Source organism: Novosphingobium sp. BL-S-32 (assembly GCF_056857055.1).
In genome coordinates this window covers 465,646-486,842 of the sequence record NZ_CM166477.1, presented here as the reverse complement: position 1 = coordinate 486,842, position 21,197 = coordinate 465,646, and the positions used below count along the sequence as shown (strand labels likewise).

Annotated in this window: 13 protein-coding genes; 4 read left to right on the top strand and 9 right to left on the bottom strand. The window is 65.3% G+C overall.

Annotated elements, in window-relative coordinates; genetic code table 11:
- Position 1: 1 nt before the first annotated feature.
- The 3 genes from AC1VVK_RS18940 to AC1VVK_RS18930 form a co-directional block, all read right to left on the bottom strand.
- Positions 2–1,030 carry an Ldh family oxidoreductase gene (locus tag AC1VVK_RS18940; protein WP_482906326.1) on the bottom strand — a complete coding sequence of 343 codons (1,029 nt, stop codon included), beginning with the start codon at positions 1,028–1,030 and terminating at the stop codon, positions 2–4.
- An 11-nt stretch (positions 1,031–1,041) separates the two neighbouring features.
- The gene (locus tag AC1VVK_RS18935) at positions 1,042–3,411 is read right to left on the bottom strand and encodes a beta-L-arabinofuranosidase domain-containing protein (RefSeq protein WP_482906325.1); all 2,370 of its coding nucleotides are present in this window, start codon (positions 3,409–3,411) and stop codon (positions 1,042–1,044) included.
- Between the two features lie 83 nt (positions 3,412–3,494).
- Positions 3,495–4,226, bottom strand: a complete 732-nt coding sequence (locus AC1VVK_RS18930; protein ID WP_482906324.1) for a FadR/GntR family transcriptional regulator — start codon at positions 4,224–4,226, stop codon at positions 3,495–3,497.
- A 137-nt stretch (positions 4,227–4,363) separates the two neighbouring features.
- On the opposite strand from AC1VVK_RS18930, the gene AC1VVK_RS18925 reads away from it, so the two are divergent.
- Complete coding sequence (locus AC1VVK_RS18925) at positions 4,364–6,772, top strand: S9 family peptidase (protein WP_482906323.1); 2,409 nt, start codon at positions 4,364–4,366, stop codon at positions 6,770–6,772.
- A gap of 21 nt (positions 6,773–6,793) precedes the next feature.
- Positions 6,794–9,547: a DUF5695 domain-containing protein gene (locus tag AC1VVK_RS18920; protein WP_482906322.1), complete on the top strand. Its 2,754-nt coding sequence runs from the start codon at positions 6,794–6,796 to the stop codon at positions 9,545–9,547.
- Positions 9,548–9,683: 136 nt separating this feature from the next.
- Here AC1VVK_RS18920 and AC1VVK_RS18915 read toward each other — a convergent pair whose 3' ends face one another.
- The gene (locus tag AC1VVK_RS18915) at positions 9,684–10,571 is read right to left on the bottom strand and encodes a LysR substrate-binding domain-containing protein (protein WP_482906321.1); all 888 of its coding nucleotides are present in this window, start codon (positions 10,569–10,571) and stop codon (positions 9,684–9,686) included.
- A gap of 150 nt (positions 10,572–10,721) precedes the next feature.
- Here AC1VVK_RS18915 and AC1VVK_RS18910 point away from each other — a divergent pair, with 150 nt between their 5' ends.
- Positions 10,722–11,993 carry an MFS transporter gene (locus tag AC1VVK_RS18910; protein WP_482906320.1) on the top strand — a complete coding sequence of 424 codons (1,272 nt, stop codon included), beginning with the start codon at positions 10,722–10,724 and terminating at the stop codon, positions 11,991–11,993.
- 13 nt (positions 11,994–12,006) lie between these two features.
- On the opposite strand, the gene AC1VVK_RS18905 is transcribed toward AC1VVK_RS18910, so the two are convergent.
- From AC1VVK_RS18905 to AC1VVK_RS18895, 3 genes are read right to left on the bottom strand one after another with little or no spacing between them, the layout of a single operon-like run.
- The gene (locus tag AC1VVK_RS18905; RefSeq protein WP_482906319.1) at positions 12,007–13,449 is read right to left on the bottom strand and encodes an efflux transporter outer membrane subunit; all 1,443 of its coding nucleotides are present in this window, start codon (positions 13,447–13,449) and stop codon (positions 12,007–12,009) included.
- Between the two features lie 8 nt (positions 13,450–13,457).
- Positions 13,458–15,017 carry an MDR family MFS transporter gene (locus tag AC1VVK_RS18900; protein ID WP_482906318.1) on the bottom strand — a complete coding sequence of 520 codons (1,560 nt, stop codon included), beginning with the start codon at positions 15,015–15,017 and terminating at the stop codon, positions 13,458–13,460.
- The gene (locus AC1VVK_RS18895) at positions 15,014–16,186 is read right to left on the bottom strand and encodes an HlyD family secretion protein (RefSeq protein ID WP_482906317.1); all 1,173 of its coding nucleotides are present in this window, start codon (positions 16,184–16,186) and stop codon (positions 15,014–15,016) included. The genes AC1VVK_RS18900 and AC1VVK_RS18895 overlap by 4 nt, the downstream gene beginning before the upstream one ends.
- 143 nt (positions 16,187–16,329) lie before the next feature.
- On the opposite strand from AC1VVK_RS18895, the gene AC1VVK_RS18890 reads away from it, so the two are divergent.
- On the top strand, positions 16,330–16,794 hold the full coding sequence (locus AC1VVK_RS18890; protein ID WP_132391392.1) for a MarR family winged helix-turn-helix transcriptional regulator: 465 nt from the start codon (positions 16,330–16,332) through the stop codon (positions 16,792–16,794).
- A 480-nt stretch (positions 16,795–17,274) separates the two neighbouring features.
- Here AC1VVK_RS18890 and AC1VVK_RS18885 read toward each other — a convergent pair whose 3' ends face one another.
- Together AC1VVK_RS18885 and AC1VVK_RS18880 are read right to left on the bottom strand one after the other, a co-directional pair.
- Positions 17,275–17,970: a FadR/GntR family transcriptional regulator gene (locus AC1VVK_RS18885; protein ID WP_482906316.1), complete on the bottom strand. Its 696-nt coding sequence runs from the start codon at positions 17,968–17,970 to the stop codon at positions 17,275–17,277.
- Positions 17,971–18,210: 240 nt separating this feature from the next.
- The gene (locus tag AC1VVK_RS18880; protein ID WP_482906315.1) at positions 18,211–21,027 is read right to left on the bottom strand and encodes a TonB-dependent receptor; all 2,817 of its coding nucleotides are present in this window, start codon (positions 21,025–21,027) and stop codon (positions 18,211–18,213) included.
- Between the last annotated feature and the right edge of the window lie 170 nt (positions 21,028–21,197).

Genomic DNA, 21,197 nt, shown 5'->3' with positions numbered 1-21,197 from the left:
GTCAATTTCCCCTTTCGAGAATTTCGAGAATGTCGGCGTGGAGCTGCGCGGGGATGCGCACGCCTTCCACTTGCGAACGTGCGCGGGCGAGCAGGCGGCGCGCGCCGGGAAGGCGAGCACCCTGCCCTTCGATGGTTTCGAACATCGTCTCGGCGCGCTTCAGGTATTCGTCCACGCTGTCGCCCAGGAAGCCCGCCGGATCGATGACGACGATCAGTTCGCCGCCGATGGGCGAGCCGCCGCGTCCTTCGTCTGCCGCCAGCGATTCCGCGCTGGTCATGTCGCCGATCAGCGGCCCGGCCAGCAGTTCGACCATGGCCGCCAGCGCCGATCCCTTGTGCGCGCCGAACGTGCGCATCGCGCCGTCGAGCACGGCCTTGGCATCGGTGGAGGGACGGCCATCGGCGTCATAGCCCCAGTCCGGCGGGATCGCCTTGCCCGCGCGGCGATGCAGTTCGATCTCTCCGCGTGCGACCGCGCTGGTGGCGAAGTCGAACACGAAAGGTGCACGGTCCGGACGCGGCCAGCCGAAGGCGATCGGGTTGGTGCCGAACACCGGCTTGGTGCCACCCTCCGGCGCAACCCAGGCGTGGCTGGGCGTGAAAGCGAGTGCAACGAGGCCCTGCTCGGCCAGCGCCTCCACCTCAGGCCAGAGCGCGGCAAAGTGGACCACGTTGTTCAGCGCCATGGCGGCAATGCCGTAAGCCTTGGCCTTCTCCACCAGCAGCGGCATCCCGCGCTCGAAGGGAAGCTGGGCGAAGCCGCCCTTGCCGTCGACCTTGACCAGCGCCTTGGCAGGCTCGGTCACTTCCGGCACGGCATCGGGCACCACCACGCCGCGCGCCACCGAATTGGCGGCGACGAGCAGGCGGTAAAGCCCGTGCGAGGTGCAGCCGTCACGCTCGCCCGAGACCATGGTCTGGGCCACCGCGGCGGCATGGTCGGGCGCCAGCCCGCAGGCCACCAGAACCTTGCGCGCCAGTGCATCGGCTTCGTCGAGCGTGAACGCGACTTCGTTTAGACCAGTCATTTTCCGTGAACTCACTTCGTCGCCGGCTTCGCCGTGAACAGGCGCATGCCGAAGATCGGACCGGCCGAGCTGCGGTCATGCGGCACGATGCGCACCTTGACCGCGCTCTTGCCCTTGGTCAGCGCTTCCGGCAGCAGATAGTCGACATCCATGAACTTGCCCGGTGTATCGTTGTCTAGCGTCTGGGTGACGACCTTCGTACCGTCGACGAAGATATCGAACACGCGCGAACGCTCGCTGCCCCAATAGGTCGCCTGAAGCAGCAGCGGGCCCGGCTTTACCTTCATCGTGAACTCGATGTAGCCGCCCGAGCGGGCATCGCGCCCGTTCCGACCACGATACGAGACCGGGTAGGAGATTTCCGAGGTCAGGTTGTGGTCGCGCTCGGGCTGCATTTCGCCCAGGTGCATGACGTCGATCGAGCGGGCGGCAATGTCCTTCTGGCGCGCCTGTTCGGCCAGGAACGAGGCTTCCTCGCTCTTCCAGCCGGCTTCGGTGAAGCGCTTGAAGTAGACGGCGCTGCGGCGATCATACTGGCTGTAGAACGGCACGAACGTCAGGTCCGCCGGGCGCATCACGCCGGTGGTCTGGAAGCGCGGACGGTCCGACACGATCGGCGCGAAGGCCGACAGCGGGTTGTCGCCCACCATCGCCGGTTCGACGCCGGTGAACTCCATTTCGGCCGGGCCAAGGTCCGCCGCCATGACCAGCGGGCCGCGCAGCACGGCCACCACGTCCTGCGAACCGGCTGCCGCCTCGAACCGCAGATCGAGCGGCAGGGTGAGCGAGATCGTGTCGCCCTTCTTCCAGCGGCGGTCGATCACGGCATAGCCGTTGACCGCATTGGCCGGAACCGGGGCACCGTTGACGGCCACCAGCGCGCGGCCATTGGCCCAGCCCGGAATGCGCAGCGCGATGGTGAACTTGCCGTTCTTCACCGCATCCAGCGTCACGCCCACTTCGGGCTTGAAGGGATATTCGGTGGCCAGCGTCAGCGCCACGCCCTTGGCCTTCCACTCCGCCTTCGACGGGATGAAGAGGTTCACGAACAGGGTGTCATCACCCTGCCAGTAGATGGAATCGCCGTGCTTCGAATGGCTTTCCATGCCGGAGCCGACGCAGCACCAGAAGGCTTCCTCGCCCGGCTGCGAATAGCCGCGCGGGGCGCCGCTCATCATCGGCGTCATGTAGGTAAAGCCGCCGGTGTGCGGGTTGTGGGCCGACATCACGTGGTTCAGGTGCGCGCGCTCGTAATAGTCGAACAGCGCGCCATCCGGCTGCCACGAGTAGAGCAGACGGGTCAGCTTCAGCATGTTGTAGGTGTTGCAGTGCTCACATGTCGATTCCGTGAGGTGCAGCGCGATATTGTCGGGCTCGAAGAAGTATTCGCGGTCGGCATTACCGCCAATCACGTAGCTGTGATGCTGGGTCACGCGCTCCCAGAAGAAGCGGGCGGCGCGGCCCGGCTCGTCCTTGCCGGTCAGCTCGTGAATGCGCGCCAGGCCGATCAGCTTGGGGACCTGCGTATTGGCGTGGAAGTTGGAGAGCTTGTCCTCCTGCGCCACCAGCGGATCAAGCACCTTCTTGTCGTAGATGCGCTCGGCCACCTTCAGCCAGCGCAAATCGCCGGTCTGGGCGTAGAGTTCGGCATAGCTTTCATTGAGGCCGCCATATTCGCAGCCCAGCAGTTCCTGCATCTGCTTGTCGTCGAGCGCGGCGAAGACCTTCTCGAAGTATCCGCCAAGGCCGATGACCACTTCCAGCGCCTTGGCATTGCCCCAGGCCGCATGGATATCGAGCAGACCCGCGAAGTACTTGTGCACGGTGTAGAGCGGCGACCACGATCCGTTGAGGTCAAACCCGCCCGACTTGATCTCTCCGCGCATGACTTCGGGGAAGATTTCCTGCCCGTCGACGACCTTGCCGTCCTTGGTCTTGCGGCCAAGCGCGCCAATATAGCCATCGCTGCGCTGCGCCTGACAGAGCGCCAGTTCGTCGACGATGTAGTCCGCGCGGCGGCGGCATTCGGGGTTGCCGGTCTGCTGCCACGCGAGCACCAGCGCGGTCATGTAGTGGCCGATGGTATGTCCGGCGATGGTGTCCGATTCCCAGCCGCCATAGATCGGCGCCTTGGGCTCAAGCCCCGCATACTTGCGGAAATTGTGCAGGAAACGGTCGGGGCTGAGCGACATCAGGTAATCGATGTTGACGTCCACTGCCGTCGCATAGTCCGACGGCGCCAGCCGCACATCGCTGAGCGGCAGGGGCTTCGCCTTGATCGGAAGCTTGGGGGCGATGACAGCCGCGAAGCCCTTGAGAGGGACAGAGCTGACAGCCAGCGCCGCCACACCCGCCATCCATTCGCGCCGATTGGCCTTCATCACCAGAAACTCCTATCGAATATCGTATACGGTTATTGATAAGGTTCGGAGGGCGCGAGTCAACCCTGTTGAACCGTGTGCCGTCAGCGCCGAAGCGCGACGCGGGTATCCGCATGGGCCAGATCGATCAGTGCAATCATCGCCTTGCGCGCCTGCTTGGCATTGCCTTCAGCGATGCAGCGATAGAGCGTGCGGTGCTCGGGCATCGGATCGCGCGGGCAATCCTGCACACGGCTCTTGATCGCGGTGGTGGAGGCGATTGCCGTGGAGATCGAGGTGGAGAGCGCCTGCATCAGTTCGTTGCGCGTCGCTTCCAGCACCAGTTCGTGGAAGCGGATATCGGCGGCGCGGCCCTTGTCGCTGGTGAGCGTGCAGCGCTCCATCGTTTCCAACGCATTGGCCATATCGGTCAATTGCCGCTCATCGCGGCGCTGCGCGGCCATCTCGGCGGCCTGCGGCTCGACCACCATGCGCAGTTCGAACAGGTCGCGCAGGAATTCATCGCTCGCCCCGCACTGGATCTGCCAGGCCAGCACGTCAGGATCGAGCAGGTTCCAGTTCTTGCGCTCGTTCACGCGCGTACCCGCTTTCGGGCGGCTGCTGACCATGCCTTTGGCCGTCAATATCCGGAACGCCTCGCGCAGGACCGAGCGCGAAACGCCGAGCCGGTCGGCATGTTCGACTTCGGCGGGAAAGACGTGCCCCGGTGGCAGCTCGCCACTGACAATCGCGGTCGCCAACCGGCGCGCCACCGCGTGATGAAGGCGGCCGCTGACAAGTGGAAGCGCGGTTTCGGCGGGCAGTCGTGCGGTCATCTTTCTCATCCCCAGCCCAATGGAAGCGAAGTCCATTCCCAATGCTCAGATCATATATCGTATAATTTTCTTGACCCTTTCCGGGATGGGCGTCAAGAACCCATGCATCTTCCGGCGCCAGCCAATGGGTACATGACATGAGCAGCCCTTTGATTTCCCGTCCTTTCGTTCGTGTCCTGAAAAAACCTGCGGTCGGGCTGCTGACGCTTGCCATCGCCGTGGCACTGCAACCCGGCGCCGCACTGGCGCGTCAGACCGAAACTGCCGCCGCCCATACGCCGCCGCCCAGCATCGCAGAGCGATATGCTACCGCCGACACGTTCCTGGGCAGCGGCATCGCCGACCTCATCGACAATGCCAATATCGCGCCCAGCTTCGTCGGCGAAGGCAAGGATGCGGGCCTGTTCTACCGCACCGGCAACCGCAGCCATCAGCGCTACCTGTACCTCGACCTCGCCACCCGGCAGGTGCGCGAAGTGGCGACGACAGCCAGCCTGCTGGCGGCGCTGACGCAGGCAAGCGGCAAGACGGTAACGCTGGACGACGCGCGGCTTGCCGATGTCGATTACGATCCCGCCAAAGGCACGCTGGTATTCGAGGCGCTGGATGGGCACTGGCGGATCGGCGCCGACGGCAAGGCGGAAAAGCTCCCGCCAGAGACGCCGCGGCTCGATCTGACCTCACCCGACGGCAAGACGAAGATCGTCGCGCGCGGATACAACCTCTATGCGGTCGATGTAGCCTCGGGCCGCGAAGTGGCGCTGACCACCGATGGCACGCGCGAGCAGCCTTATGGCCGTTCGATCCCCGAACTCTCGCAGATCCTGCGCGAAGGCACCGAGGAACCGGCGATGCCCGTCTCCGGCGCATGGTCGCCAGATGGTCGCTATCTGCTGACATGGCGGCTCGACACACGCGAGGTGAAGAAGCTTTCGATCACCCAGCAGAACCCGCCGGGCAGCTTCTATCCGCGCAGCTTCTCCTACGTTTACCCGCTCGCGGGCGCGGAGAAGCTACCGCAGGCGACGCGCTTCGTGGTCGATGTGCAGGCAGCGCTGAAGAGCGGCAAGGCCAGGGTCGTGCCGATCCAGATGCCGTCGGAATCGATCCTCTACCCCTCCCCGCCCGACATGAACTGGGTGGACGGCAAACCGCGCATGCAGTGGACCGAGCGCGGCTATCGCCAGCAGGCCGTCTATGTCGCCGATCCGGCGACGGGGGCTGCCAAGATCGTGGCGCATGAGGCGGTGAAGCCCGTCATCACCGTCACCTCTTCGATGATCTTCCCCGCGCCCGAACTCGGCGGCGAACTGTCGATTTCGGAGCGCAGCGGCTGGGCGCAGCTTTACCTCGTCACCCCGGACAATCCCGATGGCGGCAAGGCGCTGACCACGGGCGACTGGGAAGTTCTCTCGGTGGACCATGTGGCCGGGGACAAGGCCTCGCTGATCGTGACCGGCGTCGGGCGCGAAGCTGCGCGCAATCCCTACTGGCGGGCGCTATACCGGGTCTCGCTGAACGGCGCCGAGGACAATGGCGCTCTGACCGAACTGACGCCCGAACCGCTCGACCATGAGGCCGAAGTCTCGCCCGACGGCAAATGGATCGTCGATCAGATGTCGAGCCCGACCTCGCCGACCCGCGCGGTGCTGCGCGACGGCGCGACCGGCAAGATCGTGATGGAACTGGCCAAGGCGGATAACAGCCGCCTGCTGGCTGCCGGCTACACTCCGCCAGAGCCCTTCAACGGCGTGGCGGCAGACGGCAAGACGCCGATCTACGGCATGATCTATCGCCCGGTGCACTTCGATCCGAAGCGCAGCTATCCGGTGATCGACAATGTCTACACCGGCCCCACCACCACCGACGTGCCCTCCACCTGGGGCATGACGCTGCGGGTGCCGGGCAATAGCATCGCGCAGATCGGCGCGGTTGTCGTCATGATCGACGGCACCGGCACGTCGCGGCGCGGTCAGGCCTTCCGTCTGCCCGCCTTCCAGAACCTTGGCGAGGTGGGGCTGGACGATCACATCGCGCTGATCCGCCAGATGGCCGCCAAGTACCCCTACATGGACATGAACCGCGTCGGCGTGTTCGGCGGATCGGCGGGCGGCTACGACACCGCGCGCTTCGTGCTGCGCCGTCCCGACTTCTTCAAGGTGGGCGTTTCCGCCTCGGGCAACCACGATCTGCGTCTCGACAAGACCTGGTGGCCGGAAGTCTCGATGGGCGATGCGGACGCGGCGACGTGGGAGCGCAATTCGAACATGGCGGTGGCCAGCCAGCTCAAGGGCCACCTGCTGCTCGTCCACGGCGATATCGACGATAACGTGCCGATCACCGAAAGCTTCCGCCTGGCCAAGGCACTGATCGATGCCGGGCGCGATGTGGACATGGTGGTCGTGCCCAACGCCACGCACAACGTCTACCAGCCCTTCTTCTGGAAGAAGCTGCGCGACTACTTCACCCTTTACCTGCTCGGCGAAACACCGCCGCCGCTCGGCCCCGTGAAGCCTGCCGCTCCGGCAGTCGCGCTGGCCCACTGAACTCCCCCGCGAGGATTTGTCATGAAGCGCCTTCTGAAGCCCCTTCCCCTGATTGCGCTGGTACTCGCGCCGGTTCCAGCGATGCTGCCGATGGCGGCAGCGCAGGCACAGGAAGCGGAGAAACCGAAGCCGGTCTATCCGCCGATCCAGAAGACCGAGATGCAGACCCCTGCCTTCGATCTGGCGCTGCGGGCGGATACGCAGACGCTTGCTCACCTTTCGCCCAAGGGCAATGCCGCGTTCGACTTCGTGCCCGCCGGGCGTGAGGCCGAGCGTGCAGCGGACGGCTACGTCCACATCGGCGACATCCATATCCGCCTGAAGACCGCAGGGTCGGACTGGCAGGACTTCTCCTCCGCCCACGCCCGCAAGCAGATCGCCGCGCTGGCGGGCGGCAAGGGCGTGCTCGCCGCCGCCGACATCACCGCATCGATGGGAGCCGGCATCCCGCTGCGCGTCGAGCGCCGCTGGGTGAACGAGGACGGCGTGCTCGCCCTGCGCTTCACGCTGGTCAACACCAGCAGCGCTGCCGTGGAGATCGGCGGCCTCGGCATGCCGATGGTGTTCGACAACATCATCCTCGACCGCGATCTCGATTCCGCGCACGCGCAGGCGAGCTTCGTCGATCCCTATATCGGCCGCGATGCGGGCTATCTGCAGGTCACGCGCCTCAACGGCGAAGGCCCGGCGCTGCTGGTGCTGCCCGAGAAGGGCACCCCGCTCGAAGCCTATCGCCCGATTGCCGAGGCACGCGCCGGTCGCCATGGCGACATCTTCACCGACAAGAGCCCGCGAACGCAGGTTTCCGAAGGCTTCTACGACTGGACCGTCGCCAGCAAGGGCTTTGCCGAGAAGGAATGGGCAAAGGCCGGCCAGCAGTGGAACGAGCCGACCAGCATCATCCTTGCCCCCGGCGAAAGCCGCACGATCGGCCTGCGCTTCGTGACCGCGCCCAGCGTCCGCGCGATCGAGGATACGCTGGTCGCCCAGAAGCGCCCGGTGGCGGTCGGCATTCCCGGCTATGTCGTGCCCACCGACCAGACCGCCAGCCTGTTCCTGAAGACGCCAAGCAAGGTCGCGAAGATCGAATCCTTCCCCGAAGGTTCGCTCACCGCCACTTCGGAAAAGAGCGGAAGCGGCTGGGCCCGCTACCAGATCAAGGCCAGTGGCTGGGGTCAGGCGCGCCTGACGGTGACTTATGCGGACGGCCAGAAGCAGACCGTCAGCTACTACATCACCAAGCCGCTCGATCAGGTGATGGCCGACATTGGCCACTTCACCACCACCGACCAGTGGTTCGAAGGCAAGGACGATCCCTTCCACCGTTCGCCCGCAATCCTCTCCTACGACCGTGAGGACAACAAGATCCTGACGCAGGACGGCCGCGTCTGGGTTTCGGGCATGAGCGACGAAGGCGGCGCCGGTTCGTGGGTGGCCGCGATGATGAAGCAGCTCGACAATCCGAATCCGGAAGAAGTCGCCAAGCTGGAGCGCCTCGTCAACGAGACCGTGCTCGGCACGCTACAGGTCAAGGATGGCCCGCAGGCCGGTGCCGTCAAGAAGAGCATCTTCTATTACGATCCGGTCGCTTTCCCGAACTACTACGACCCCAAGATCAACTGGAAGAACTGGACCGCGTGGTCGAAGAAGGATGCCGGCGATCTCGGCCGGTCCTACAACTATCCGCACGTCGCCATCGGCCACTGGGTGCTCTACCGCCTGGCGCGCGACAATGCCGGGTTGGTCAAGCAGCACGACTGGAAGTTCTACCTGGATTGGGCCTACCGCACGACCGTCGCGATGATGCGCGATGCGCCCTATTATGCCGAGTTCGGCCAGATGGAGGGCGACGTCTTCGTCGACATCCTGAAGGACCTGAAGCGCGAGGGCATGACGGCAGAGGCCACCGAAATGGAAGGCCTGATGAAGCAGCGCGCCGATCACTGGCGTTCGATGAAGTATCCGTTCGGCAGCGAGATGGCGTGGGATTCCACCGGCCAGCCCGAAGTCTATGCCTGGATGCGTTACTTCGGCTTCCAGCCGCAGGCGGACGAGACCCGCGAAGTGATCCTGGGTTACGACCCCACGATCCCCAGCTGGGGCTATAACGGCAATGCGCGCCGTTATTGGGACTTCCTCTATGGCGGCAAGGTTTCGCGCATCGAGCGGCAAATCCATCACTACGGGTCGGCGCTCAACGCAGTGCCGCTGTTCGACGCCTATCGCCAGAACCCCGCCGACCTGCACCTGCTGCGCGTCGCTTACGGCGGCATGATGGGCGGCATCACCAATATCGATCAGAAGGGCTTCGGCTCGGCCGCGTTCCACTCCTGGCCGGACATGATGAAGTGGGATGCGATCACCGGCGACTACGGCATGGGCTTCTACGGCCATGCGATCACGGCGGCGAGCTACATGGTCAATGACCCGCAGTTCGGCTGGATCGGCTTCGGCGGCGACCTGACCACCAAGGGCAGCACCGTCCACCTCGCTCCGAAGGACGGCGCCCGCCGCCGCCTGTTCGTGGCGCCCGCCGGCCTGTGGATCACGCTGGAAGCCGGCCGTATCCAGAGCGCCGACTATGACAGCAAGACCGGCAAAGTTGCACTGACGCTCGATCCCGCCAGTGCCACGGATCCCGCCGCGCGCCTGCTGTTCCAGACCACCACGGCTGACGGCCGCACTTACGGCACCGACACCGGCACGGCGGACCGCGACGGCTACGCCATTACGCTGGGCGGCACTCCGACCGTGGTAACGCTGACGCCGCGCTGAAGTTCGGCCTTTCGGCAGAAAACCCCGTCGTCCCCGCCCCGGCGGGGACCCCGCTTTTCGTGGCGAGCGTAGCGAAAAGGCAGCGGGGCCCCGCCTCCGCGGGGGCGACGGAGAGTAGGCTGACAGCTTTAGCGGCTCAGGGAAACTCGGCCTTGAGCCGCGCCGAGAGCCACGCACCGAACGCGGCCACGGCATCGAGGCGCGGCTTGGGCGTGTGCGGGTCCCAGACGAAGTGATAGGCCCCTTCGAACGGTATCTCGATCTCTGAGAGACGCACCAGCCGCCCGGCCTGAAGCGCGTCATGCGCGATCACCCGGCGCGCAAGAGCGATGCCGTGACCGGCGATCGTCGCCTCCAGCATGAGCGCGGCATCGTCGTAAGGCTGGGAATCCGCAGGCTCGGGCAAGGACAGCCCGGCCCGCTGGAACCACGGCGTCCAGGTCTGCCAACTGTTGCGCAGGAACCGGCAGCGCGCGAAGTCATCCAACGTCCCGATCTTCATCCGCGCGCGGTATTCGGGCGAGCAGGCGGGAAAGAGCATGTCGGTCAGCAGGCGCTCGGTCGCCAGACCCGGCCAGTTTCCGCTGCCATAGCGCACGGCCGCGTCCACCCCGTCTGCGCCGACCCGGCTGACATCGATCCGGGCATCGAGCGCGATGAAGATGCCGGGATGCGCCTCATGAAACTCCGCCAGACGCGGCACCAGCCACTGCGCCGCGAACGAGGGCAGCACTGCGATCCTGAGCACTTGCCGGGCGGCTTCCGGCGGCGCGGGGAAAATGCTGGAGATCAGTTCCAGCGACTGGCGCACCGTCGGCAGGATCTGCCGCAGGGCCATGCTGGGCTCCATCGAATTGCCCTGCCGCTCGAACATCGCCGCGCCGAGCCGCTGCTCCACCTCGCGCACACGGTGGCTGATCGCGCCATGGGTGACGCCCAGTTCCTCCGCAGCACGGCTGAAACTGCGAAGACGTGCGGCCGCCTCAAGCGCGCGCAGAGTGTTGAGCGAGGGCGGCCGGTACATGCGGGCGTTGTTACATGGGCGCCCGCGCGAACTCAATCCGGCCAAGCACTCCGGGATTTGCTCACATCCCCTGCCAAATTTTCTCATTCGGAACAGCGGGCGGAGGCGACTAGAAACGGTGCCCGTATCGATCAGGGGATTTCGCGCCAGATGCCGTCCACTTCCAACCGTTTCCATCCCGCCTGGGTCGTGGTGGCCGTGACGTTCCTTGCCCTGCTGGTTTCGGCCGGGCTGCGCTCGGCACCGGGCGTCATGATGGTCCCGCTGGAACTGCACTTCGGCTGGGACCGCGCGACCATTTCCGCAGGCGCGGCCATCGGCATCCTGCTCTACGGCCTTGTCGGCCCCTTCGCCGCCACGCTGATGATGAGCGTGGGGATCAAGCGCACCATGCTCGGCGGGCTGGCGCTCATGGCCGTGGCCACATTCGCCAGCCGGTGGATGAGCGCGCCCTGGCAATATGTGCTGAGCTGGGGCGTGGTCTCCGGCATCGGTTCGGGCGCGGTCGCCTCGGTGCTGGGCGCGGCAGTGGTCAACCGCTGGTTCGCGACCCGGCAGGGGCTGGTAATGGGCCTGCTGAGTGCCAGCACGGCGACCGGATCGCTGATCTTCCTGCCGTTCCTTGCCTGGCTGTCGCAGGGCGGGGCATGGCGTCCGGTGGCGCTTGCGGTGAGCCTCGCATCCGCGGCGCTGATCCCGGTGGTGGCGCTGCTGGTGCCCGAGCGCCCGCAGCATCGCGGCGTGCGCCGTTATGGCGAGCACGAGGATACCCCCCCTCCGCCGCCGATGAAGCAGGCGGCAACGCCGTGGCTCGCCATCGAAGCCCTCGTGCGTGCATCGCGCCAGCCAATGTTCTGGCTGCTGGCGGGCAGCTTCCTCGTCTGCGGCCTCACCACCAATGGCCTTGTCGGCACGCACATGATCGCCTTTTGCGGCGATCACGGCATCGCGCCGGTCGCCGCCGCAGGCGTGCTCTCGATGATGGGCTTCTTCGACCTGTTCGGCACCACCGCGTCGGGCTGGCTGAGCGACCGCTACGATCCGCGCCGTCTGCTGGCGGTCTATTACGGGTTTCGCGGCCTATCGCTGGTGGCCTTGCCGTTCATCGACTTCGGGCCGTTCAGCCTGACCGTTTTCGCAGTGTTCTATGGCCTCGACTGGATCGCCACGGTGCCGCCCACGGTGAAGCTGGCCAACAGCACCTTCGGCGAGCGTGACGGGCCGATCGTGTTCGGCTGGGTTTTCGTGGCGCACCAGATCGGCGCCTCGATAGCGGCCTTCGGCGCCGGGGTGATCCGCGAGACCACCGGTACCTACACGCCGGCCTTCCTGATCGCCGGAGCCTTCGGTGTTCTTGCCGCTTTCGTCTTCATGGCCGGGTTCGGTCGGAACCGTACGGAGCCCCTCCCCAGCATGGGCTGAGGAAGGGGCCGTATTACTGCCACGCGAGGCCCAGCGACTTCTGGATCAGCACATAGTCCGAAGTCAGCGAAGCGCGCGCGGTGACGAGGTTCTGGTCGGCAGTGTTGAGATCGCCCCGGGCATTGAGCAGCGCAATGCGCGTTGCCGTGCCCGCCGCGAAGCGCTGCGCCGTCAGTTGCTCGGCCATTGCCGCCTTGTCCCGCACGCGGGCGAGTTCGGCCAGCTGGACGCGGCCTTCCCGGAAGCGGGCCAGCGAGTCCTCTGCATCGCGCAGGGCCGTGAGCACAGTGCCGCGATAGCGCGCCTCCGCCTCGTCCCGCACGGCTTCGGCCTGATGGACCTTGGCCTTGTTCCGCCCGAAATCGAGGAAGTTCCAGCTCAGCTGCGGTGCGGCCAGCGCGGTAAAATCGTCCAGCTTGCCGAGATCGCTGATCTTGCTTCCGCCGATGCCGATCAGGCCCATGAACGAGAGGCTGGGGAAGCGGGCCGCCTCGGACTGTCCGATCTTGGCGGTATCGGCCGCGAGGATGCGTTCGGCGGAGCGGATGTCCGGACGGCGGGCGATAAGCTGGGCCGGATCGCCCACGGGGACCGCGGCAGGCGGCAGCGGAATGTCGCGCGTCTGCACCAGACCGGTATCGACCGCGCCCGGTTCCTGCCCGGTCAGCACGGCCAGCGAATTGAGGTAGGCGTCGCGGTCCGCCATCAGGGGCGAAAGCTGGGCGCGGGTGCCGGCAAGCTGGCCCTCGATCTGCGTCACTTCCATTGCCGTTGCCGTGCCGCGCTCAAGGCGCTGGCGGGTCAGGCCAAGGACCTCTTCCTGCAATGCGATCGCCTGCTGGCCCAGCGCGATGCGCTGCTGGCGGTCGCGCAAGTTGAGGTAAGTATTGGCCACTTCGGCAGAGAGGCTGACCTGCACGTCGGCAAGGCTGGCCTCGGCACCTTCGGCCGTGGCGCGCGCGGCCTCGACAGCGCGGCGCTGGCCGCCGAACAGGTCCACTTCCCAACTGGCGTTGAAGCCGAGGTTGTAGAGGTTGAGGTCGGAACCGCTGGAACCGCTGCTGCCACTGCCCGAACCGTCCGACGAGCTGTCGGTCGCGCCGAAAGCGACGCCGGGAACATGGGCATGGGCATAGAGCGCCGAACCGCTGACCTTGGGCGCGAAGTTGGCGCGTTCCTCACCCAGCGCCGCGCGCGACTGGCGCAGGCGCGCCTCGGCCACGGCGACATCGGTGTTGTTCGCAAGGGCGTGGGTGATCAGATCGTCGAGCGCGGGATCGTCCAGCGTCTTCCACCATTGAGCGACGGGCGGCGCGGACGTGACGGTCTGCGCATCGGCGCGCACGAAGCCATTGCCGGCGCCGGACACCGCCTTGGGCGGCCCCGCATAGTTCGGGCCGACAGTGCAGCCGGCGAGAATTCCGGTCAGGAGAGGCAGCAGAAGATAGGAACGCATGGTTTTCCTCAATGTCCGGTCGCCAGCGGCGCATTCTTCGGAAGCGGGCGCAGGAACATCACCAGCGGGATCACGAACATGATACCCACCGACATGATCTGGAACATGTCCGCATAAGTCATCGCAAGGGCCTGAACCTGGATCGTCGCTTCAAGCGAGCGCAGCGCCGCAGCGCCCTGCCCCGCGACATAGTCCTGCACCGCGATCGAGTTCGCGTTCAGGCTCTCCTCCAGCCGGCGGGCGTGAAGCCAGAGGCGCTGGTCCTGAATGATCGCGACCCCCGCCAGTGCGAACGAACCGCCGAGGTTACGCGCCGCATTGTAGAGGCCGGAGGCATCGCCCGCCTCCTCCTTCGGCACCGAGCGGATCGCCGCCTGATTCAGGAACATCATGCAGAACACCGTGCCCATGCCGCGCAGAAGCTGGGAATCGACGAAGTCCCTGCCGTCCGAAAGCGGCGTGATGTCGGTTTCCAGCCAGGCACTGAGCGCAAGGACGGACAGGCCGAAACAGACCGACAGGCGGATGTCGACATTGCGGATAAGCCAGGGGGTGATCGGCATCATCAGCATGACCGGAATACCCGAAAGCATCACGATCTGGCCCGATTGCAGCGAGTTGTATCCGGCGATCTGGGAGAGGAACTGCGGGATCACGTAAGACGTGCCGTAGATCACCATGCCCACCACCGTCACCATGGCGACGACGCTGCCGAATTGCCGGTCGAGCAAGAGCCGCAGCTTGATAACGGGCTTGCGGGCAAGGAATTGACCCAGCCCCAACAGCACCAGCCCGAAGGCCGAAATCGCCGTGAGCGTGATGATCAGCGAGGAGGAGAACCACTGCTCGCGCTCGCCTTCCTCCAGCACCACGGTCAGCCCGCCAAGCCCCAGCGCGAGGCCGAGAATGCCGAGCCAGTCCGCCTCGCGGATCAGATGCAGCTTGGCCGCCTGATGCGGAATGGCGACCAGCAGCAGCGTCACCAGGGCAACGCCGACCGGCAGATTGATGAAGAATGCGTAGTGCCAGCTGACGTTCTCGGTCAGCCAGCCGCCCAGCACCGGGCCGACGACCGGCCCCAGCAGCGCGGTCGCGCCGAACAGGGCATTGCCGATCGGCTGCTGCGCGCGCGGTAGGCGCGTCGCGACGATGGTCATGGCGGTCGGGATCAGCGCGCCGCCGGTCAGCCCCTGACCCACGCGGCCCGCGATCATCATCGGCAGCGTCGTCGAAAGCCCGCAGGCGACCGAGAACATCGTGAACAGTGTCGCCGCGATCAGCAGCAGGGTCCTGAGGCCCAGCAGGCGTTCGAGCCAGCCGGACAGCGGGATGACGATGATCTCGGCCACGAGATAGGCCGTCGCGATCCACGTGCCCTCGGTGCCGCTGGCGCCGATTTCACCCTGGATCGTGGGCAGCGAGCTGTTAACGATCGAGACGTCGAGCGTGGCCATGAGCGCGCCCAGCGTACCGGCCGCCACGGCTAGCCACGCTGCCGCGTCGGCCGGTTTCTCCGCCGCCAGCTGCGGCGGCAGGGCAGAGGCGTCTGCTGTGGAGGTTGCGCTCACCGGCCGTCGTTCCGGCGGGCCTTCTCCTGCTTGGCGATGGCCTGCTGCGAACCCTTGGCGGCGATCGTGTCGACCGTCACGGTCACCGAAAGGCCGGGCACCAGCACGCGGCGCGCCTCGTCACCGGCATCGATGGCGATGCGCACCGGCACGCGCTGGACGATCTTGGTGAAGTTGCCGGTCGCGTTCTGCGGCGGCAGCAGCGAGAACTGCGACCCCGTGCCCGGCGAGATGCTCTCGACATGGCCGCGGATCTTAGTGCCGTCGAGCGCGTCGATCTCGATCGTCGCCGGCTGGCCGGGACGCATCAGGCCGATCTGCGTTTCCTTGAAGTTGGCGGTCACATAGAGCTTGGAAAGCGGCACGACCGACATCAGGCGGGTGCCCGCCTGCACGAACTGGCCGGCGCGCACGGTGCGGTCACCGATGCGGCCATCGACACTGGCGCGCAGCACGGTCGAGCCGACATTGACATGCGCGGAAGCAAGCTGCGCATGGGCGGCTTCGCCCTGCGCCTCGGCCTGCTGGACCTGCGCGTTGAGCGAGGCGATCCGGCGCTGCGCCGAAACCAGCGCGGCGCGCTGCGCATCGGCAGCGGCGCGGGCCTTTGCGGCCTGATTGCGCAGCGTGGCGAGGTGTTCCTTGGTCTCGGCGCCGCTAGCGGCGAGCGGCGCGTAGCGGGCGGCCTCGCGCTCGGCATAGCTGGCATCCGCTTCGGCCGAGGCGAGTTGAGCCTGCGCCTGGGTGATCGCGGACTGCTGTTCGCCAATGGTGGCGCGGACGTTGTCGGCATTGGCCTTCGCAACGTCGATCTGCGCCTGATACTGGCGCGCCTGCGCATCATAGTCGCGCGGATCGATGCGTACGAGCGGCTGGCCTGCCTTCACGTCCTGGTTGTCACCCACCAGCACGGCATCGACATAGCCCGAAATGCGCGGCGAAACGGTGACCGCGTCGGCCTGGATGAAAGCGTCGTTGGTGTCTTCCAGATACTTGCCGCGCGTCGCGTAGTAGAGCAGCCAGGCGCCCACGGCGACGACCACCACGAGCACGCCGGCCATCAGCGCACGGCGCACGGTGGGCCGCTTGAGCGCCGAGGGGCTTGGTGCCGGCGCGTGTTCCGGGGTGCCGTGCGATTGTCCGTCCGAATCGATTCCGTCGCTTGCCATCAATCGCTTCTCACGTCCTGGTTGCTCGATCGTTTGCTGCATCGCAGCAGTGATGGGCTGGCCCCTTGCCCTGCCGGGAGGCCTATGGCAATGGCATTTTATATGGTCCCACAATATTTCTTGCCGTGAGTATTCATCAGCAAATGATGGAGCAGCTGCGCGACTTGCATTTGCGCATGTACCGGCTGTTCAACGAACGAATGCGCGCGCAGGGTGCATCGCTGGCGCAGATCAAGTTGCTTCTGCTGATTGAGCGGGGTGGGTCGGTGCGCTCCACCGACATTTGCGACGCGCTGGGACAGGCGCCGAGGACCGTCACCGAAGCCGTGGACGGGCTGGAACGGGAGGGTTTGGCGGTCCGCAACCCCGATCCGGACGATCGGAGAGCCAAGCGGATCAGTCTGACGGAAGCCGGGCGTGCATTGATCCGGGAAGTGGAACCGCACAAGGATGCCTTCACAGCACAGTTCTTCGAAGTCCTGACCGACGCGGATCAGGCCAGCTTTCTGAGAATCCTGGAAACCCTGAACGACCGGCTGGTCGACATGGGTGCTCCACGCGCGTTGGGGGGGCCAACGGCGTCTACCGAAGGATCAACGCAGCAATAATATCGTCACGAGTGCAAAGGTGCCCGAACAGGCCACCGCAGCGCACAACGTGCGGAATTCGCAAACGCAAAAAACCGATTCCAAGCCTTCCATTCCGGCTCTCCTCTCAAGTCCACTCTTTGGTGGTTTTCGCGAGGATACCATGGAATGCGGGGCACTGGTAGCGATCCGATGCATTTGGGCCATCGCCGGGGCGAAGTAATACTTGCACCGTTAAGACGTCGGATTTGTCTGGAGCGGAAGTTTTTCAGGTCCACTAGAGCCCCCGAATGGCCCGGCCTTTGGTCTCCGCACCACGATCCATGCCGGTGATGCGCCGTCAGTTACAAACCCCGTCGCCCCCGCGCAGGCGGGGGCTCCGCTTCTTAGCGACCTCTCGCCTCGCACAACAGAAGCGGGATCCCCGCCTTCGCGGGGATGACGGGACTGTGGGTTCGTTTTTGGCTGTGTGACCGTTTGGCCGTTCGGACGCCCCGCGAGTTAGAACCGACGCAAGGCGAGCTGCGTGTCGGCCAGCGCAAGGTCGATCAATCGCGCCATCGCCCGCCGTGCCCGGGCCGGATTGGCATCGGCGATATGACGGTGAAGTTCGCGGTGCTCGGGCATCGGGCAACGTGGCGGGTTCTCGGGCGCGGCACGGCTCTCCTGCTTGATCGCCGTCGTCGAGGCGATCGCGGTGAGGATCGAATCGGCCAGTGCCAGCAACATCTCGTTGTGCGTGGCTTCCAGAACCAGCTCGTGGAAACGCAGATCGGCGGCGCGGCCCTGCTTGCTGGCAAGACCGTGGTGCTCCATCGCCTCCAGCGCGTTCGCCATGTCGGCAAGCTGCCTGTCGTCGCGGCGGAGCGCGGCCAGTGCGGCGGCCTCCGGCTCCACCACCATGCGCAGTTCGAAGAGATTGCGCAGGAACGCCTCGTCCGCCCCGCATGCCACCTGCCAGGCCAGCACGTCGTGATCGAGCAGGTTCCAGTGCCTGCGGGCATTGACCCGCGTGCCTGACTTGGGACGGCTGCTGACCAGCCCCTTGGCGGTCAGCATGCGAAACGCCTCCCGCAGGACCGAGCGCGAGACGCCGAGCGCATCGGCATGCTGCACTTCGGCCACGAAGACATGGCCCACCGGATATTCGCCGGTAAGAATGCGCGCGGCCAGGCGCGAGGCCACGCTGTCGTGCAAGCGGCCTGAATCTCTGGCGGTATCGTTTGCGGCGGGTGGTGTTATCGCAAGCTGGGGTCTGGCCATGGGATCGGGTCCATCAGATAAAAGCCGCCCCCGCGTGTTGGATATGTGCGGCACGCCGTGCGAAGCGCCCTTCCCCCTGCCGGAAGGCACTCCGAAACGATCGCCACCGGCGGCCCGCGCGGAACCTTGGGGAGGATGCGCCCCAAAGGTCCGTCGCAGGCCGCGCGGCAAGGATCATTTGAACGTGAAGCGTGCGCCGATGGCGAAAGTCCGCGCCAGCAGCGTGGTGCCGAGGTTGTCGGTGGTCGCCCCACCGGCATCGCCGAACTTGTAGTAGCTCTGCTGTTTCGACTTGGTGAGGTTGGTGGCGTCGAAGGTCAGGCCGATGTCCTGCGTGAAGTTCCAGGTCAGCTGCATGTCCAGGCTGTCCTCGGACTTGTACCAGATGCCGATCGGGTTCGCGAACAGGCTGGCCTCGTTGTTATGCAGGAAGCCCTTGCGCCAGACGTAGGAGAGGCGCGCGTTGAACGGTCCGCGATCGTAGGCCAGCGTGGCGTTGTAGGACAGCTTCGAGACGTCGAAGAAGGCCGACTTGGTGTAGCCGGTGACGGTGCCCGTCGAGTCCGTGACCGGGATGGTCTGGCTGGAATCGAGCACTGTCAGGCTGCCCTGGAAGCCAAGGCCGTTGAGCAGGCCGGGCAGATAATGCGGGAAGTAGGTAAGGCCGACTTCCACGCCCTTCAGCACGCCGTCCGATGCGTTCACCGGCTTGGTGATGACGAAATTGTCCGTCGCACCGGCAACGATGCCGTTGTTCGGAATGTAGGTCATTGCCGGCAGGCTGACCACCAGCCCGTCGATCTCGCGGCGGAAGGCGGTGACGGTGATCGCGCTGTCGCGGTCGAAATACCATTCCAGCGCCACGTCGAAGTTCTTCGAATGGGTAGGCTTGAGGTTCGGGTTGCCCGCCGAGCCGCTGCCGTAGCCGACGTTGGTGAGATCTCCGGTGAGCGAATAAGTCGGATTGACGTCCGTGAAGTTCGGACGGCGCAGCGTCTCGCCGTAGTTGAAGCGCGCGCGCAGTTTGTCGGTAATGGCATAGCGCGCGGTGAAACTGGGCAGGAACTTCGCCGAGCCCGAATTCGCGCGGCTCAGCGCATAGTCGTTGTAGCGGTCGAAGAAGTCGTAATCGGTCGCGACATTGACGTAGCGCACGCCGCCTTCGATATCGAGCGGGCGCCCGAAGATCGTCGCCTGCCCATCGGCCATGACATAGGCGGTCATGGTGATCTCATCGATGTCGAAAGTCTTGTTGAGGCTCAGCGAGTCCGACGTGGGCAAGCCGTAGAGGCTGCGCACGTAATCGGCATTCTGGGAGACCCAGCGGCCGTCGGCCGCCACCCAGCTGCGCGGCACATCAGCCTCGCCGCTCATGAAGCCGGAATTGGTGAAGTACGCCGCCTCGGGCAGCGTGGTCATGTTCACGCCGAGGCTGTCGGCATCCGCGGTGCGCGAATAGCTCGACGCCTTGCGGTCGTCATAACGCAGGCCCGCCTTGATGCGGCGCAGGAAGCCTTCGTCCCAGCCGTAGTAGGCATCCAGCGTGCCCGTGATCGCACTGCCCTTGTCCCGTTCGGCGTTGTCGTAAAGCTGCGCGACGTTCCAGGTCGAGGGCTGAGTCAGCAGCGTATCGTCGCTGAAGTGGTACGACGGGATGCCGCCACCCGCGTTGAAGTCGGCGGTGATCTGGTCCGCCGTGCGGTCAGTGCGCATGGCGATGAACGAGGTGTTGTAGGTGCTGTCCTGATAGGCGAGATCGGCGGTGATCTTGCCCCGGCCGTCGCCTACGTCCCACTGGCCGTTCAGGGCGTAGACGTAGCTGTCGGTGCTGGACTTCGTGTAATCGCCGCTGTTGAAGCCGTAGACATCATCCACGGTGCGCGACTTAATGATGTTGGTGCCGTCATAGGTCTGGAACGCACCGGGATTGCCCCACCAGTCAACGTAGCTGAACATCATGTCGCTGTAGAGGCTGCTGCGATAGCCGGTGTAGAACATCTCGGCGGTGTAGACCGAGCTGCTGTTCGGGGCCCATTGCAGCGCGACGTTGAACGAGGGGCGTTTGCGTTCGCCGTACTGGTCGGTCGAGAAGACCGCGTCGCGCGAGAGGTAATAGGGTACATCGACGCCGTTGTAGTTGATCGTCGAGCCGGGCGTGGTGGGCAGGCCCGCGCTAAGGCCCGGCGTCCATCCCGAGAACATGCGCTCAAGCGGCGCAAGCCCGGAGCCCTCTGGCGGGTTCTCGGTCGCGAACGGCACCAATGCGCCCGCAGTCACGCTCTCGTTACGGTACTTGGTCTTGCTGTAGCTGCCGTTGACGAGGATGCCGATGTCGCCGATCCCGGTGTGCCAGCGGTCGGAAATCAGCAGCGCCATGTTCGGATTGAAGCTGTCCGACACCTCGTTGTAGGTCCCGCGCACAAGGCCGGAGACCGCGAAGCCGTCGAAATCGAACGGGCGGCGGGTCTTGACGTCGATCTGCCCGGCAAGGCCGGTTTCGAGCTGGTCGGCCGAACGGGTCTTGTAGACATCGACCTGCTTGACGAGGTTGGCCGAGATGTCCTGAAGCGAGAACGACTGGCCGGTCGAGGTAAAGATATTGCGACCATTCATCGTCGTTGCCGCGTCGGGAAGGCCGCGGATGGTAACGGTGCCGGCTTCGCCGCCAGCGCGGTCGGTGATCTGGATGCCGGTGACGCGCTGAAGCGCCTCGACCACGTTATTGTCCGGCAATTTACCGACGTCCTCGGCCACTACCGAGTCAACGATCTGCACCGAGTTCTTGCGCACATTGAGTGCGCCGACGATCGAGGCGCGCACACCGGTGACAACGATATCGTTGGCGTTGGCTGCGGAATCGGCGCTCGAATCTGCCGCAACAGTGCCGCTATCCTGCGGCGTAGCGTTCTGCGCATCCTGTGCCTGGGCAGCACCGGCTATGCCGAGCGCGAGTACGGAAGCCGTGCAGAATGCAAGTGGCTTGAATGCCATGGATCAACCCTCCCTCAGGGGGCTGGCCCGTACCATGCCCCATTTCGATTAACTGGACTTCGTATTTGTCCGAGTAATGCGATATGGCGCGCAGCGGCGGATTTGTGGGTAAAGAGTTCGCAAGGGAAACGTAAAGTTTTCGCAAGGATCACTGCAAACGGCTGACAATC